The organism is Xanthomonas sp. AM6 (genome assembly GCF_025665335.1).
In the GTDB taxonomy this organism is placed as follows: Bacteria; Pseudomonadota; Gammaproteobacteria; order Xanthomonadales; family Xanthomonadaceae; genus Xanthomonas_A.
The window spans coordinates 1,520,930-1,534,691 of sequence record NZ_CP106869.1 but is presented as its reverse complement, the minus strand read 5'-3'; the positions used below and the strand labels follow the sequence as shown (position 1 = coordinate 1,534,691).

The window sequence follows — 13,762 nt, the reverse complement described above, 5'->3', positions numbered from 1 at the left end:
CCGGCACGGGCGCGCCACGGCCCGTCCCTGGCCGCGCACACCGCGCTCCTCGCGCTGCAGCGCATGGCCGGCGCCGCGTTGCGGCCGGATCACGCCGCCAGCCGCGCCTGCCAGAACGGCGCGTGCGCCCAGCGCCGTTCGCGTGCGTACAACGCCCCGCGCTCGCGCAGATACGCGCGGAAACGCGCGAATACCCCATCCTGGTAAGCCGCCAGCGGCGCGGGACCGTCGCCCCGTAAGTGCGCCGCCAGGGCATGCGCCGCCGCCTCGCCATCCTGCAGGGCCTTGACGATGCCGTGGGCGGTCAGCGGATCGTAGGCGCTGGCCGCGTCGCCCACCGCCAGCCAATCCTCTCCGGCCACGCGGCTGAGGATCGCCGACGGCCCCAGTGCCGCGATCAGGCCGCCGGCATCGGGCAAGATCGCGCCGCCCTGCGCCAGCCAGCGCGCGACGTGCCGCGTCTGCCGCGCCGCCGCCAGCCACGCGGCCGCGTCCAGAAAATGACGCTGCCGCCGCGGCTCCAGCGCCAGGGCCAGCATCATGCGTCCATTCGGCAGCTTCGCCGCGTACCACCAGCCCTCGCGGCAGGCCTCCAGCAAGGCCTGCGATGGAATCGCGTCCGCGCGCTCCAGCGCGAAGGCGCCGGCGACGAACGCCAGGCAATCCACTTCGTTGCGCGCGACCCCCAGCCGCCGGACCGCCGCGGCGGCGATGCCGCTGGCATCGACCAGGAAGCCGGCGCGCAGGCGCCGCACGCCGCCATCCTCGCCCTGCAGTTCCAGCACATGGCCGGCGTCCGTGTCGCGGCCGATCGTCCCCAGGCGCAGTCCGCGCAGCAGCGTGCCGCCCTGCGCCGCCACCGCCGCCGCCAGCATCGCGTCGAAGGCGGCGCGATCCACGTGCCAGCCCTTGCCCTGGCCGGCGACGATGAAGTCGTTGTAGCCCAGTTCCGGCGTGCCCCAACTGGCGCAACTGCCGGCCGACGCCAGCGGCCGCTGCGCCAGGAACGCGTCCCACACGCCCAGGCGCTGCAGCGCCGCGCTGGCCGTCGGCGCCAGCGCCTCGCCCAGCCGCCAGCCCGCGGCGCGGCCCCTGTCGACCACGACGACATCCTCGACGCCGCGCGCGGCCAGCGCCAGCGCGGTGGCGCATCCGGCCGCGCCGCCGCCGACGATCGCCACGGCGTGGCGCTCGTTCGCGGCCATCGCGCCGATGGGCTCAGCCCAGCCCATCGGCGTCGGAGCGCGCCGCTGCCGACGGCGGCGGATAGGCCGGAATGTTGGCCATCGGCCAGGGCGCGACGAACTCCTGGCCCACGTCGAATCGGCTCGCGACTTCCAGGAACATGTCCGGCGGATACGGCGGCTGTCCCGCCGGCGGCGCGATCTGCGCACCGCTGACGACGAAGCCCACCTTGGCCCAGTTGGCGACGAAATCCGCGTAGTCCTGGAAGCGCCCGACCTGCGCCGGATAGTCGCTGTCGGTGCCGGTGCCGCGCACGGAGTACACCTGCGGGCCCGGATACCATGTCCCGTCTTCCGGATCGACCTGGCACAACGCCACCGGATAGACCGCGAATGGCCGCTCCGCCGGCCACGACCAGAACAGGGTGTTGTTGGCGGTGATGTTCGGATTGGTGCTGCCGGCGCCCGGGTTGGGATCGGGCAGATGGGTGGCGCAGGAGTTGTAGTCGGTATGCCAGGGCACCGACATGAACTTGGACAGGTCGCCCGGCTCCACCGGGTGCGACTGCAGCGGCACGTAGCCGAAACTCAGGAACGGCTTGCCCTTCTGCGCGGTGCCGTAGTCCAGCGGCGCCTGGTTGATGCGGAACGGCCCGCACTCCTGTTGCTGCCATTGCGCCACGTAGAGGTTGGCGTCGCGGATCGGGAACGACACCTCGATGCCCGGGCTGTAGCGGCCGCCCAGGCAGTTCTGCAGCGTGACCCGGTCCAGCAGCTCGCCGGGCCCCAGCGTCGGTGCGCCGCCTTGCACGTAGTTCTTCCCGTGCCACTGGTTCAGCAGGAAGTACTGGGTCGCGCTGACGCTGAGGAAGCTCTTCTGCGCATCGCCCAGCGAGAGCGGCATCATCGGCGAGCCGGTCTGGGTGTCGGCCGCGGACGCCGGATCGCGGATCAAGGTCTTCAGGTTGGGGATCTTGGCGCTCGGGTCGTCGGTCGGCTGGATCTGCCCGATCATGTCGTGGCCCCTGATCGCGCCCGACGGCAGGTTGGTGTTCCAGCGCTGCAGCATGGCCGCGTGGAAGATCGGCTGGATGTCGTCGCTGAAGGACGGCTGGTAGGTGCCGACGAAGGCGCCGCTGGCGTACAGCGACGGCACCAGCCCCAGTTCGCGCACCCACACGTCGTAGACGTCGTCCCAGGTGGAGATCACGTTGCGGGTCTGCGGTGCATAGCCCGGATCGCCGGTGACGTACCAAGCGCCCTGCACGCTGGCGCTGGAGCCGTCGCTGAAGATCAGCACCGCGTTGACCGGACCGTCGGCGGCATCGTCGTACCACAGGCCGTTCTCGGTCGCGTCCGTCAGCGGCGGATAGCTCCCGTCGGCCTGCACGACCGCCGAGGTCCGCGCAAAACCGCCGGCCACGATCAACGCGCCGTTGGCTTCCACGCGCATGTCGCCCAGCGAGTCGAGCGCGCCCAGCGGCTCGTGCAGCGAGTGGAACATGGACGGGAAGCTGACCGGATAGTCCGGCGCCTGCTGGATCGTGCCGGCGGCATCGGCATAGCTGGCGGTGGTTTGCATATCGAAACCGACCGGCGCCGCACTGCCGGCGGCGACGCTGATCGCGCGCGGACCGGGGTCGATGACCAACTGCTGCAGGCGGACCGGGTCGTTGGGGTCGCCCGAGCCGGTGTAGTCCGCATTGCGCAGTTGCAACAGGCCCGGCGACTCATACGCCGCGATGCCGCGAAACTGCCCGCCCTGGCTCACCGTCGAATAGTTGTTGAGCTTCTTGTTGGCCACGTGCACGGTCCAGACGATGTCCTTGACCGTCTTGCCGTCGACCGTGCTGCCCACGTCCACGCGCGTGCCGCCGCCGTTGGGATACGTGCCGGAACTGCCGCTGGGATAGGCATAGATGTGGAAACGCGCGGCCTGGCGCTTGACGTTGCCGTCGGCATCGCGGAACTGGTCGGCGGTGATCGGCGTGGACTCGGTACCGGGCTGTACCGGCAACCCGCCCATCAGGCCGTCGGCGCCGCGCGTGCCGGCCGCGGTCACCGGCGCCAGGTAGAACGCCTGGCTATCGCCGACGCGGCCGATGCCGATCGCCGGATGCACTCGAAACACGTTGCTGGACATGGTGATCTGCTCCTGATCCGGATGAGTGGCGCGCATCAGCGCTGCGAGGCCGGCCGCGGCGCCGGCGCCGCCTTCTGCGGCAGCTGCGCCTGGAAGTAGTCGTTGATCACCACATGGCTGAGATTGACGTTCAGCCCCGGCAACGACTGCGCGCGCGGATCGGGCGAAATCACCTGGGTGGTGTTGTGGCAGGCGAAGCAGTTGTCCTGCGCGCTCTGCACCTGGGTGAAGGTCTCGATGGTGGAATTGGACAGCCGCATCGAGCCGGTGAGCAGCGGCGATTTGTCCGGCGGCACGCACTCCAGCGACGAGCCGGGCTGGAAGGTGCAGTTGGGCTGCAGTGCGTCCGGCTGGTTGAACCAGATCGCGCCGACCTCGAAGTAGTTCTTCCAGACATCGTTCAACTGGCTCTGCACCGACGCGTTCATCGACTTGATGTTGTCGATGTTGCAGTCCTGCCCGCTCGGGCACGGCTTTTCTCCGCCGTAGGGCACCATGCGGCACACCTGGGTGGCCGGGCTCAGCGTCTGCGCCTGTACATTCAAGGTCAACGCACCGGAACCGGCCGCGTTGAGGTTGCACTGCTTCAGCGGCGTGCCGGCCTGATAGAACGTCCAGTCCCTGCTGGAGACGACGTCGTTCGGCTGCATCTTCTCCATCGGCTGCGGCAGGTCCGGCGCATTGCTCTGGTGTTCGAAGGTCGCCCAGATCATTTCCGGATGGCCGTCGACCGTGCCGCCGATATGGAAGCCGACCAGCGCCACGGTCTGGGTTTCGGTGTCGGCTGTGGCGACGATCTTGCCCTTGCGCGTGCCCAGCTTCGCGATCTGCGCCTGGCGGGTGTAGAACGTCGAGACGTCCTCGCCCGGCTGCACCACCTTCCACGCCGCCTTCAGGGTCATGCTGCCCACGGGAAAGGGCGTGTCGGGATTGAATGCGCGCAGCGTCTTGGGGTCCTGCAGGCCGTTGCCGGCGATGAACTGGCCGAAGACGTCGTTGGAGTGGATCGAGTAGTAGACCGCGCGTCCATTGCGATCCACCAGCACGCCGTCCGGCCCTGCCTGATCGATCAGCTCCACGGTGCGCGCCTGCGGCGAGCGGCCGATCAACGGGTCCAGCACGCCGTCGGCGACAGCGCCGATGCCGTCGGTGGGCATGGCCAGGAAGCGCGGCTGCCCGCCCACGTCCTGGGTCAGCCACAGAAACGCGTTCCACGACCAGATGTGGAAGTCGCAGTTGCTGCTGAACTGCCCGCCCGCCGAATGCGGCGGCGGCGTCTGCGCATGCGGGAACCAGCCCGGATTCGTCGGCGGCAGGCAGGCGCTCGGCACGGTCGCGGTCGCGGTCGCACCCGCACCCGCCGCCGTCGGCGGGTGCACCACAGACGCAGATCCGTGCCCGGGACCCGGGGGAGAACGGTTCACGGCCGAACACGCCATGACCAGGATGCAGGCAACCGCCGCGAACCCTATCGCACGCTTCATCGCATTCTCCCTCGGTGCTCGAAAGACAGCTGAAAACGCCACGCTCCGTCGCCTCGCGCAGCCGCGCGGCAGCGCCGCGTACCGGAACGGCAAGCGCTGGAAATCTAGAGTGGTTCCCCCATCGCAGGCACGATGACTCCCGTGGATCGCGTCACGTCATCGCGCGTTTTTGCTTCGCCTGCGCAGCCAGCATGCGCCGCCGGCGATCGTGCCGACAAGGCCATTTCGTAGACACGCGGGAGATCCCGTAGACAGTTGCCACCCGCGCCGATGCCTGCGCATGGGACGCCGCGCGCCGCGGCGTCGCGCGGCCGCCACGCGTGGATGCGCATCATGAAACGAGGCCGATCGCGCACCCGTCCAGACGCGCGGAGGATCGGCGCGCTACGCGCCACGTCGCACCGCGGCATCGGCCCGCGTCGCGCGACCCGGGCCGATCCGCATCGCCGCACGCGCCGCAGGCGCGTCGGCCCATGGCTCACACGCCCATGTAGCGCCCGGAGCGGTGGTTGAACATCAGCACCAGGCTCAGCACCACCGCGCCGATCGCCGAATACAGCACCTGCTGCGGCGCCAGCACGAAGAACGCGATCAGCATCAGCGCCCCGTCGAAACCCATCTGCACCTTGCCCGCGCTCCAGCCGCGGCTGCGCTGCAGGTAGACCGCCAGGATGCCGACCCCGCCGAGGCTGGCGCGGTGGCGGATGAAGAACAGGATCGCCAGCCCGACCAGCGCGCCGCCAACCAGCGCCGAATACAGCGGCGTCATCGCCGAGTACTGCGCCCAGCGCGGCAGCAGGTCGGTCAGCACGCCGCAGGCGGCGACCGCGACGAAGGTCTTCAGGGTGAATTCCCAGCCCATGCGCCGCACCGACAACCAGTAGAACGGCAGGTTCACCAGCACGAACATCAGCCCGAAATTCCAGTCCAACGCGTAGTGCAGCAGGAACGCCACCCCGGCCATGCCGCCGATCATCAGCCCGCCCTTGGCGAACACCGCCAGGCCCAGCGAAGCCACCAGCGTCGCCAGCAGCATGCCCTGCACGTCCTCGGCCACACTGTGGCGCAGCGCCTGCGCGTCCTGCGCGGTGCCGGCCGAATCCGCCGGCGGCGTCAGCGGCCCGGCGGTGACGACGGTGCCGTCGTCGGGCAACGGGTCCAGGTCCGGACGCAGATCGGAATCGGGGAGGCTCACGGGAAGGACACGGCGTGGGGGGCGGTATTAGACACCAGCCTCGGGGGAGTTGCATATGAAACTTCGATGTTTTCTCTCGATCCCGTGCCCGCGCCCCGCAACGGCGCAGACCACCGCCCCGGAACCCAGCCGCGCAGCGCCGGCCGATCAGTTCGGCAGGTCGACCTCGATGGGAAGTGCGACGGTGACCGCCCTCGCCATCGCGATCAGCCCCGGCAGCGCCACCGGCCCGGCGACCTCCAGCCCCCCCAGGTCCAGGCGCTGAACCGCTCCGCCGCGGTGCGCGGCGGGCTGCGCGCCTGCTTGAGCCGGGCCGGGCGCGGCGTGTCGACCTCGATCAGCGAACGGCCACGGCGCGGTGCTGCCGCTTGTCCGCGTACATCGCCGCGTCGGCGCGTTCGAGCAGCTCCTCCAGCGCCTCCGCGTCCAGATCCCGCCGGTTGCACAGGGCCAGGCCGAAACTGGCCGACAGCGCGGTCGCGAACCCGTCGTCCTCGCCGGGCTTGGCAAGCGTCGCGCGCAGCGCATCGATCAGCCCGCGCGCGCGCTCCGGCGTGGTCAGCGGCAGGTACAGCGCGAACTCGTCGCCTCCCCGGCGCCCCAGCAACTGGCCCGGCCGCAGGCAGCTCCGGCAGCGCCTGACGAAGGCGCGCAGGGCGGCATCGCCGGCGGCGTGTCCGAACTGGTCGTTGATCGCCTTGAGGTTGTCCATGTCGGCGACGATCACCGCCAACGGACGGGGGCCGTGCGCGGCCAGTTGCAGATCGTTGAGGACCTGCTCCAGGAAGCCGGTCCGCGACAGCGCCCCGGTCACGGGATCGCGCACCAGCGCGCGGCGCAGCCGCGTGTTGTCGGCGTAGAGCCCGGGGACGGCCAGGCCGAAGTAGCTGTTCGCCGCCAGGCTGATCATGGCGAACTGCAGCGCCAGCGCCTGCGCCTGGAGCCGCAGCAGCGGCGTGGCCAGGGCGATCAGCAGGCTGAAGGCGGCGATCGCCGCCAGCGCCTGCAGCATCCCGTGGGTATGCACGATCCACAACTGGATCACCACCACCACGAACAACGCGAAGACCACCGCCGGCTGCCGCGGCAACGCGGCCGCGAGCCACAGCACCACCAGGGTGACGCCGAGCAGCAGCGCGAGCTTGACCAGATAGCCCGAGGTGCTTCCGCTCGGCGCGATCATCCCCGACAAGCGCGGGATGCCGGGCCGCGGCGCGATCCGCAGGGACTCGGCCAGACGCAGCACCGCGAGGATCGCCAACGGCCCGAGCGCCAGCAGACCGGCGTAGTCGCCGATCGCCCATGGGATCGACTGGGCGAACATGGTCGGCAGGTCGATGGCGCCGGTGACCACCAGCCCCGCGCCGCCCAGGCAGGCGGACAGCAGCGACGCCACGCCGCCGCCCAGGATGAAGTAGGTGACCGCGCGCGGCAGGCTGGTCGAGGACATGCCCCGGCCGACCCGGCGCAGCAGCCAGGCCAGGCCGCCCCAGATGCAGAACTGTTGCGCGGTGAACAGCAGCGCGTAGCCCAGGACCGCCCGATCGGGGACGGCCGTGTGGTCGCCCGTGCGATAGAAGCTGAGCAGCGTGGCCAGCACGCAGGCGATGGCGATCGCCGGTGCGGCGCGCCAGCCCAGCACCATGAAGGCGGCCAGCGTCACCGCCACCGGCGGGAACCACAGGCTCGCATGCGCCTGATATCCCAGGACCCGCGCCAACTCGAAGCCCGCCAGCCACGCCGCCACCAGCACCGCCGACAGCACCAGCAACGCGCCGGGACGGCGCGGCGCCGCAGCGGGCGTGCGGAACGGCGCCTCGGCGTCCCAGCCTGTCATCCATCCGCCTCCTGCCGGTCGCGGACGCGAGCGGCACCGGGGCCGACGAACGCGGTGACCGTGCTGTCGTCGCTGCCGCCCACCACCACCGACGCGTCGCCGCACAGGCGGATCGGCCAGCTCATGTTGCCCGCGGCCCAGTTCCATTGCTCGGTGCCGTCGCGCGCATCCCACAGGGTGAACCCGCCAGGCGTGCCGTCGGGGTGGCCGTCGGCCAGCCCCAACCAGCGCCCGCCGGGGTCGAACGCCAGGCAGTTGGGCGAGTGCTGGCTGGGCGACGTCCACTGCAGCTGCGCCTGGCTCCCGGCATCGGCGAACACGGCGACGATGCCGCCCTGCGCGAGGTTGCCGGCGATGGCGACCTTGTCTCCGGCGCCATCGCAGGCCAGCCCGTAGATGGTCTGCGCGCCACCGGGGACCGCCGCGCTCCAGGCCGGCGCGGGCGTGCCCTGGAACGCGGCCACGTCGAAGGCGTACAGCGTGCCGTCGCTGGCGCCGGCATAGGCCCTGCGCCCATCGCCGGACAGCGCCGCGGCATGGGTGTAGGCGCCATTGGGCAGCTGCCAGCGCGCCAGGGCCGCCGGTTGTCCGGACGCGATCGAGAACAGGATGATCTCGCCGTGATAGCTGGCCATCAGCCCGGTGGCGCCGTCGGCGGCGATGGCCGTGGCGACGACGGTGTCGCCCGCGGCGCTCAGCGCGATGCACACAGGCGCGGCGAAGGCCGCGCCGCCGTCGCGGCAGAACAGATAGCCTTGCTCGGCACCGGCCAGCAGGGTCAGCCCGCGGCCATCCAGCGCGACCATGTTGCCGCGGCCGGGAAGCGCGAACGACAGCAGCGCCTCGCCGCCCGGGATCGCCCAGGCACCGATGAAGCCCGCATACGGATCCTGGCTCTTCCAGCCGCAGCTCGCCACGGTGCCGCCGTCCGCCGCGACATCGACCCAGTACACGCCCTGCCAACCGTCGAATTCCTCCGCCAGCAGCGGCTTGCCGGCGCGATCCCAGACGTAGGTGCCGAAGCGCCCGTCCTGGTTGCCGCGCACGTCGCTGCGCGTGGCGGCAGGCGCCACGCGTTCGAAGATCTTGCGCTGTTCGACGGGTACGGCGTCCAGCCCGGCGATCTGCGACGCGCCGCCGTAGTCGTGGAAGAAGGTGCCGGCGGCGACGACGTCGCCATCGCCGGACACCGCCACCGAATTGATGTAATAGCCGGCATGCGGCTGCGTCGACCAGAGCACCTCAGGCACGTCGTTCACGCGGACTTCCCTCTTCGGTTGAAGAGTCCTCGACGGACTCCGGCGAGCGTTTGCCTGGAAACACGGCACCGGTGGACGGACGGGAGACAACCGGTGCCGCGTTGATTCCCCTCATCTTGCCCTGCGCCCTGCGATCGCTGCCCGGGCCGGCTCAGCGCACCTCCGCGATCTCCACCCCGTCCATGCCCTGGGCCAGGGTCTTGGCGTCGCCGCCCTGGGCCAGCTTGATGCGCAGGCGCACCTCGTTCTGCGAGTCGGCGTGGCGCAGCGCGTCCTCGTAGCTGATCTCGCCGGCCTGGTACAGCTCGAACAGGCTCTGGTCGAAGGTCTTCATGCCCAGGTTGGTGGATTCCTTCATCACGTCCTTGAGCTTGTGGATCTCGCCCTCGCGGATGTAGTCCTGCACCAGCGGCGTGCCGAGCATGATCTCCATCGCCACGCGGCGGCCCTTGCCGTCGGGCGTGGGGATCAGCTGCTGCGCGACCACGCCGCGCAGGTTCAGCGACAGGTCCATCAGCAGCTGGCCGCGGCGGTCCTCGGGGAAGAAGTTGATGATGCGGTCCATCGCCTGGTTGGCGTTGTTGGCGTGCAGCGTGCACAGCACCAGGTGGCCGGTCTCGGCGAAGGAGATCGCGTGGTCCATGCCCTCGCGGGTGCGCACCTCGCCGATCATGATCACGTCCGGCGCCTGGCGCAGGGTGTTCTTCAGCGCGTTCTCCCAGCTGTCGGTATCGATGCCGACCTCGCGCTGGGTGATGATGCAGCCCTCGTGCTTGTGCACGAATTCGATCGGGTCCTCGATGGTGATGATGTGGCCGGTGGAATTCTGGTTGCGGTAGCCGATCATCGCCGCCAGCGAGGTCGACTTGCCGGTGCCGGTGGCGCCGACGAAGATGATGATGCCGCGCTTGGTCATCGCCAGGGTCTTGATCACCGGCGGCAGGTTCAGTTCGTCGACGGTGGGGATGCGCGTCTCGATCCGGCGCAGCACCATGCCGACCTGGTTGCGCTGGTAGAAGCAGCTGACGCGGAAGCGCCCCACCCCGGCCACGCCGATGGCGAAGTTGCACTCGTGGGTCTTCTCGAACTCCTCGCGCTGCGCCGGGGTCATCACGTTCAGCACCAGGTCGCGGCTCTGCTGCGAGGTCAGCGGCGTCTGCGTGATCGGGGTGATCTTGCCGTGCACCTTGATCGCCGGCGGCATCCCCGAGGTGATGAACAGGTCCGACGCCTTCTGGTGCGCCATCAGTTTCAGGAACGAGGTGAAGTCGATGGTGCTCATGGCGGGCTCCTTCGGAGCAGGGATTCGGGATGGAGATTCGGGATTCGCTAGAGCGGGGTCCGGACCGGAAACCCGCCGTCGCGAATCCCCAATCCCGAATCCCCAATCCCGGCTACTCGAACACGCGCTTGTCCTTGGCGTACTCGCGCGCCTGATTGCGGGTGATCAGGCTGCGCTTGACCAGGTCCTGCAGGTGCTGGTCCAGGGTCTGCATGCCGGTCTGCTGGCCGGTCTGGATCGCCGAGTACATCTGCGCCACCTTGTCCTCGCGGATCAGGTTGCGGATCGCCGGGGTGCCGACCATGATCTCCCATGCCGCGGTGCGGCCGCCGCCGACCTTCTTCAGCAGCGCCTGCGAGATCACCGCGCGCAGCGATTCGGACAGCATCGAGCGCACCATCGGCTTCTCGCCGGCCGGGAACACGTCGATGATGCGGTCGATGGTCTTGGCCGCCGAGCTGGTGTGCAGGGTGCCGAACACCAGGTGGCCGGTTTCCGCGGCGGTCAGCGCCAGGCGGATGGTTTCCAGGTCGCGCAACTCGCCGACCAGGATGATGTCCGGGTCCTCGCGCAGCGCCGAGCGCAGCGCCTCGTTGAAGCCGTGCGTGTCGCGGTGCACCTCGCGCTGGTTGATCAGGCACTTCTGCGAGGTGTGCACGAATTCGATCGGATCCTCGACGGTGAGGATGTGGCCGTATTCGTTCTTGTTGATGTAGTCGATCATGCCGGCCAGCGTGGTCGACTTGCCCGAGCCGGTCGGCCCGGTGACCAGGATCAGGCCCTGCGGCTGGTCGATCAGCTGGCGGAAGATCGGCGGGCAGCCCAGGTCTTCCAGGGTCAGCACTTCCGAGGGAATCGTGCGGAACACCGCGCCGGCGCCGCGGTTCTGGTTGAACGCGTTGACGCGAAAGCGCGCCAGGCTGGGAATCTCGAACGAGAAGTCCACTTCCAGGAACTCTTCGTAGTCGCGGCGCTGCTTGTCCGACATGATGTCGTACACCAGCGCGTGCACCTGCTTGTGGTCCAGCGCCGGGATGTTGATGCGGCGCACGTCGCCATCGACCCGGATCATCGGCGGCAGGCCGGCGGACAGGTGCAGGTCGGACGCCTTGTTCTTGACCGAGAACGCCAATAGTTCAGCGATATCCATACGCTGCTTTTCCCCTTGGGCTGCGACTGGAAGGATGATTCCCCGGACGGCAGTATAGCGCCCTTCCCCGTTGCCAGAAGCGCCGCCCGTGCCCCCCTCTCCCCTGCAGCAGATCCAGCTGGACATGGCCCGCGCCGCGGCGTCCGCGCAGCGGCCCGACGCCCGCCTGCTGGCCGTGTCCAAGACCCAGCCGGCCGCGGCGATCGCGGCCCTGGCCGCGCAGGGACAGCGCGCCTTCGGCGAGAACTACGTGCAGGAAGCGGCGAGCAAGATCGCCGAACTGCAGGCGCTGGCGCTGGAATGGCATCTGATCGGCCACCTGCAGTCGAACAAGGCCGAACAGGCCGCGGTACTGTTCGACTGGGTGCAGACGGTGGACCGGCCCAAGCTGGTCGACGCGCTGGCCAGGCACCGCCCGGCGCAGCGGCCGCCGCTGAACGTGTTGATCCAGGTCAACATCGACGACGAGACCAGCAAGCACGGCTGCGCGCCCGGCGACGTGGACGCGCTGGCCGCGGCCATCGCCGCGCAGCCGACGCTGCGCCTGCGCGGGCTGATGGCGATCCCGGCGCCGTTTCCCGAAGACGCGCTGCGGCGCACCGCGTTCCGGCGCATGCGCGCCCTGCTCGACGGCCTGAATGCGCGTCATCCGGGCGCCGACACCTTGTCGATGGGCATGAGCGGCGACTTCGCGCTGGCCATCGCCGAGGGCGCGACGATGGTGCGGGTGGGGACGGCACTGTTCGGGGCGCGCGACCCGAGACCCGGAACCCGGTAAGGGCGGGCGGCGGGGCCTCCATCGCTCGCGCAGTTGCTATCGTGCGTTTCCCATTCCCCGTAGCCGCCGGCCGCCATGACCTCACCGAGCCCCGAGTCCCCCGTCCCGAGTCCCGGCCACACCATCGCCTTCATCGGCGGCGGCAACATGGCGCGCAGCCTGATCGCCGGACTGGTCCGCCAGGGCGTTGCGCCGGACACGATCCGCGTGGCCGAGCCGGTGCAGGCGCTGCGCGAGGCGCTGGTCGCGGACTACGGCGTGCGCGCCGTCGCCGACGCGGCGGACGCGGCCGACGGCGCGGCGCTGTGGCTGTTCGCGGTCAAGCCGCAGGTGCTGCGCAGCGTGTGCGACGGCCTGGCCGCGCTGGCCCAGGCGCAGCGGCCGCTGCTGCTGTCCATCGCCGCCGGCATCAGCGCCGGCCAGCTCGACCGCTGGCTGGGCGGTGGCCATGCGCTGGTGCGGGCGATGCCGAACACGCCGGCGCTGCTCGGCGCCGGCGTCACCGGCCTGTTCGCCAACGCGCAGGCCAGCGCCGCGCAGCGGCGCCAGGCCGAGCAGCTGCTGGCCGCCGCGGGGGTCACCGTCTGGGTCGAGGACGAGGCGCTGATCGACGCGGTCACCGCGGTCTCCGGCAGCGGCCCGGCCTACGTGTTCCTGCTCGCCGAGGCGATGGAAGCGGCCGGCATCGCCCAAGGCCTGCCGGCCGCGGCGGCGCGCACGCTGGTGCTGCAGACCGTGCTCGGCGCGGCGCGCATGCTCACCGAATCGGGCGAGGCGCCGAGCGAACTGCGGCGACGCGTGACCTCGCCCAACGGCACCACCCAGGCCGCGATCGAGACCTTCCAGGCCGGCGGCTTCGAAACGCTGACCGGCGCCGCCATCGCCGCCGCCGCCGCGCGCGGCCGCGCGCTGTCCGCCGCCAACGACTGACCCCGGGAGCCACCGATGCGCCGCCTGCCTGTCGCCATGCTGCTCTGCCTCGCCCTGGCCGCCTGCTCGGCGCAGGAAACCCCACGCCCGGCCGCCGTGCTGGCGCCCGCGCCGGCACAGGCCGATTTCGGCGCGCTGCGCGTGCACTACAACGCGCTGCCGACGCTGGCGATGAGCGAGCAGGTGGCGCGACGCTACGGCATCGAACGCTCCGCCGACACCGCGCTGGTGATGGTCGCGCTGCGCCGCGTGCAGGGCGGCGAGGAACTGCCGGCCAGCGGCCGCGTGGCCGGCAGCGCCAGCGACCTCAGCGGCCGCCGCCAGGACATCGCCTTCCGCGACGCGGTGACCGACGCCTATACCGACTACGTCGGCACCGTCCGCGTCAGCGCGCACGACCAGCTGAATTTCACGGTGGACGTGCGCAGCGCCGACGGCGCGGGCGCGGTGCGCTTCAGCCGGACCTTCTAGCGCTCTCCGGTTGCCCATCCGCACGTGTGGGAGCGGCTTCAGTCGCGAC

At 70.5% G+C, this 13,762-nt stretch carries 11 protein-coding genes; 3 read left to right on the top strand and 8 right to left on the bottom strand.

Annotated elements, in window-relative coordinates:
* Positions 1 to 89 precede the first annotated feature (89 nt).
* From OCJ37_RS06285 to OCJ37_RS06250, 8 genes are all read right to left on the bottom strand, one after another.
* Positions 90 to 1,205, bottom strand: a complete 1,116-nt coding sequence (locus OCJ37_RS06285; RefSeq protein ID WP_263112818.1) for an NAD(P)/FAD-dependent oxidoreductase — start codon at positions 1,203 to 1,205, stop codon at positions 90 to 92.
* Between the two features lie 13 nt (positions 1,206 to 1,218).
* Positions 1,219 to 3,327 carry a LodA/GoxA family CTQ-dependent oxidase gene (locus tag OCJ37_RS06280; RefSeq protein WP_263112817.1) on the bottom strand — a complete coding sequence of 703 codons (2,109 nt, stop codon included), beginning with the start codon at positions 3,325 to 3,327 and terminating at the stop codon, positions 1,219 to 1,221.
* A 35-nt stretch (positions 3,328 to 3,362) separates the two neighbouring features.
* Entirely contained in the window at positions 3,363 to 4,658 is a 1,296-nt protein-coding gene (locus OCJ37_RS06275) for a hypothetical protein (protein ID WP_263112816.1), read from the bottom strand.
* Between the two features lie 631 nt (positions 4,659 to 5,289).
* Positions 5,290 to 5,964 carry a YitT family protein gene (locus tag OCJ37_RS06270; RefSeq protein WP_263113605.1) on the bottom strand — a complete coding sequence of 225 codons (675 nt, stop codon included), beginning with the start codon at positions 5,962 to 5,964 and terminating at the stop codon, positions 5,290 to 5,292.
* Positions 5,965 to 6,343: 379 nt separating this feature from the next.
* Positions 6,344 to 7,843, bottom strand: coding sequence for a GGDEF domain-containing protein (locus OCJ37_RS06265; RefSeq protein WP_263112815.1), 1,500 nt, complete (start codon positions 7,841 to 7,843; stop codon positions 6,344 to 6,346).
* The gene (locus OCJ37_RS06260) at positions 7,840 to 9,102 is read right to left on the bottom strand and encodes a WD40 repeat domain-containing protein (RefSeq protein WP_263112814.1); all 1,263 of its coding nucleotides are present in this window, start codon (positions 9,100 to 9,102) and stop codon (positions 7,840 to 7,842) included. Before OCJ37_RS06260 ends, OCJ37_RS06265 begins: the two co-directional genes overlap by 4 nt.
* A gap of 151 nt (positions 9,103 to 9,253) precedes the next feature.
* Positions 9,254 to 10,384 (bottom strand): PilT/PilU family type 4a pilus ATPase, encoded by a 1,131-nt coding sequence (locus OCJ37_RS06255; protein ID WP_263112813.1) that lies wholly within the window; start codon positions 10,382 to 10,384, stop codon positions 9,254 to 9,256.
* Positions 10,385 to 10,496: 112 nt separating this feature from the next.
* Positions 10,497 to 11,534, bottom strand: coding sequence for a type IV pilus twitching motility protein PilT (locus OCJ37_RS06250; RefSeq protein ID WP_185815705.1), 1,038 nt, complete (start codon positions 11,532 to 11,534; stop codon positions 10,497 to 10,499).
* 88 nt (positions 11,535 to 11,622) lie between these two features.
* On the opposite strand from OCJ37_RS06250, the gene OCJ37_RS06245 reads away from it, so the two are divergent.
* From OCJ37_RS06245 to OCJ37_RS06235, 3 genes are all read left to right on the top strand, one after another.
* Positions 11,623 to 12,312, top strand: a complete 690-nt coding sequence (locus OCJ37_RS06245) for a YggS family pyridoxal phosphate-dependent enzyme (protein WP_263112812.1) — start codon at positions 11,623 to 11,625, stop codon at positions 12,310 to 12,312.
* Between the two features lie 75 nt (positions 12,313 to 12,387).
* On the top strand, positions 12,388 to 13,242 hold the full coding sequence (gene proC / locus OCJ37_RS06240) for a pyrroline-5-carboxylate reductase (RefSeq protein WP_263112811.1): 855 nt from the start codon (positions 12,388 to 12,390) through the stop codon (positions 13,240 to 13,242).
* Between the two features lie 15 nt (positions 13,243 to 13,257).
* Positions 13,258 to 13,713 (top strand): DUF4426 domain-containing protein, encoded by a 456-nt coding sequence (locus OCJ37_RS06235; RefSeq protein ID WP_263112810.1) that lies wholly within the window; start codon positions 13,258 to 13,260, stop codon positions 13,711 to 13,713.
* Positions 13,714 to 13,762 lie beyond the last annotated feature (49 nt).

Coding starts and splice junctions, on each gene's coding strand:
- OCJ37_RS06285 (WP_263112818.1), bottom strand. CDS start 1,205: ATGGCCGCGAACGAGCGCCACGCCGTGGCGATCGTCGGCGGCGGCGCG.
- OCJ37_RS06280 (WP_263112817.1), bottom strand. CDS start 3,327: ATGTCCAGCAACGTGTTTCGAGTGCATCCGGCGATCGGCATCGGCCGC.
- OCJ37_RS06265 (WP_263112815.1), bottom strand. CDS start 7,843: ATGACAGGCTGGGACGCCGAGGCGCCGTTCCGCACGCCCGCTGCGGCG.
- OCJ37_RS06255 (WP_263112813.1), bottom strand. CDS start 10,384: ATGAGCACCATCGACTTCACCTCGTTCCTGAAACTGATGGCGCACCAG.
- OCJ37_RS06250 (WP_185815705.1), bottom strand. CDS start 11,534: ATGGATATCGCTGAACTATTGGCGTTCTCGGTCAAGAACAAGGCGTCC.
- proC (WP_263112811.1), top strand. CDS start 12,388: ATGACCTCACCGAGCCCCGAGTCCCCCGTCCCGAGTCCCGGCCACACC.
- OCJ37_RS06235 (WP_263112810.1), top strand. CDS start 13,258: ATGCGCCGCCTGCCTGTCGCCATGCTGCTCTGCCTCGCCCTGGCCGCC.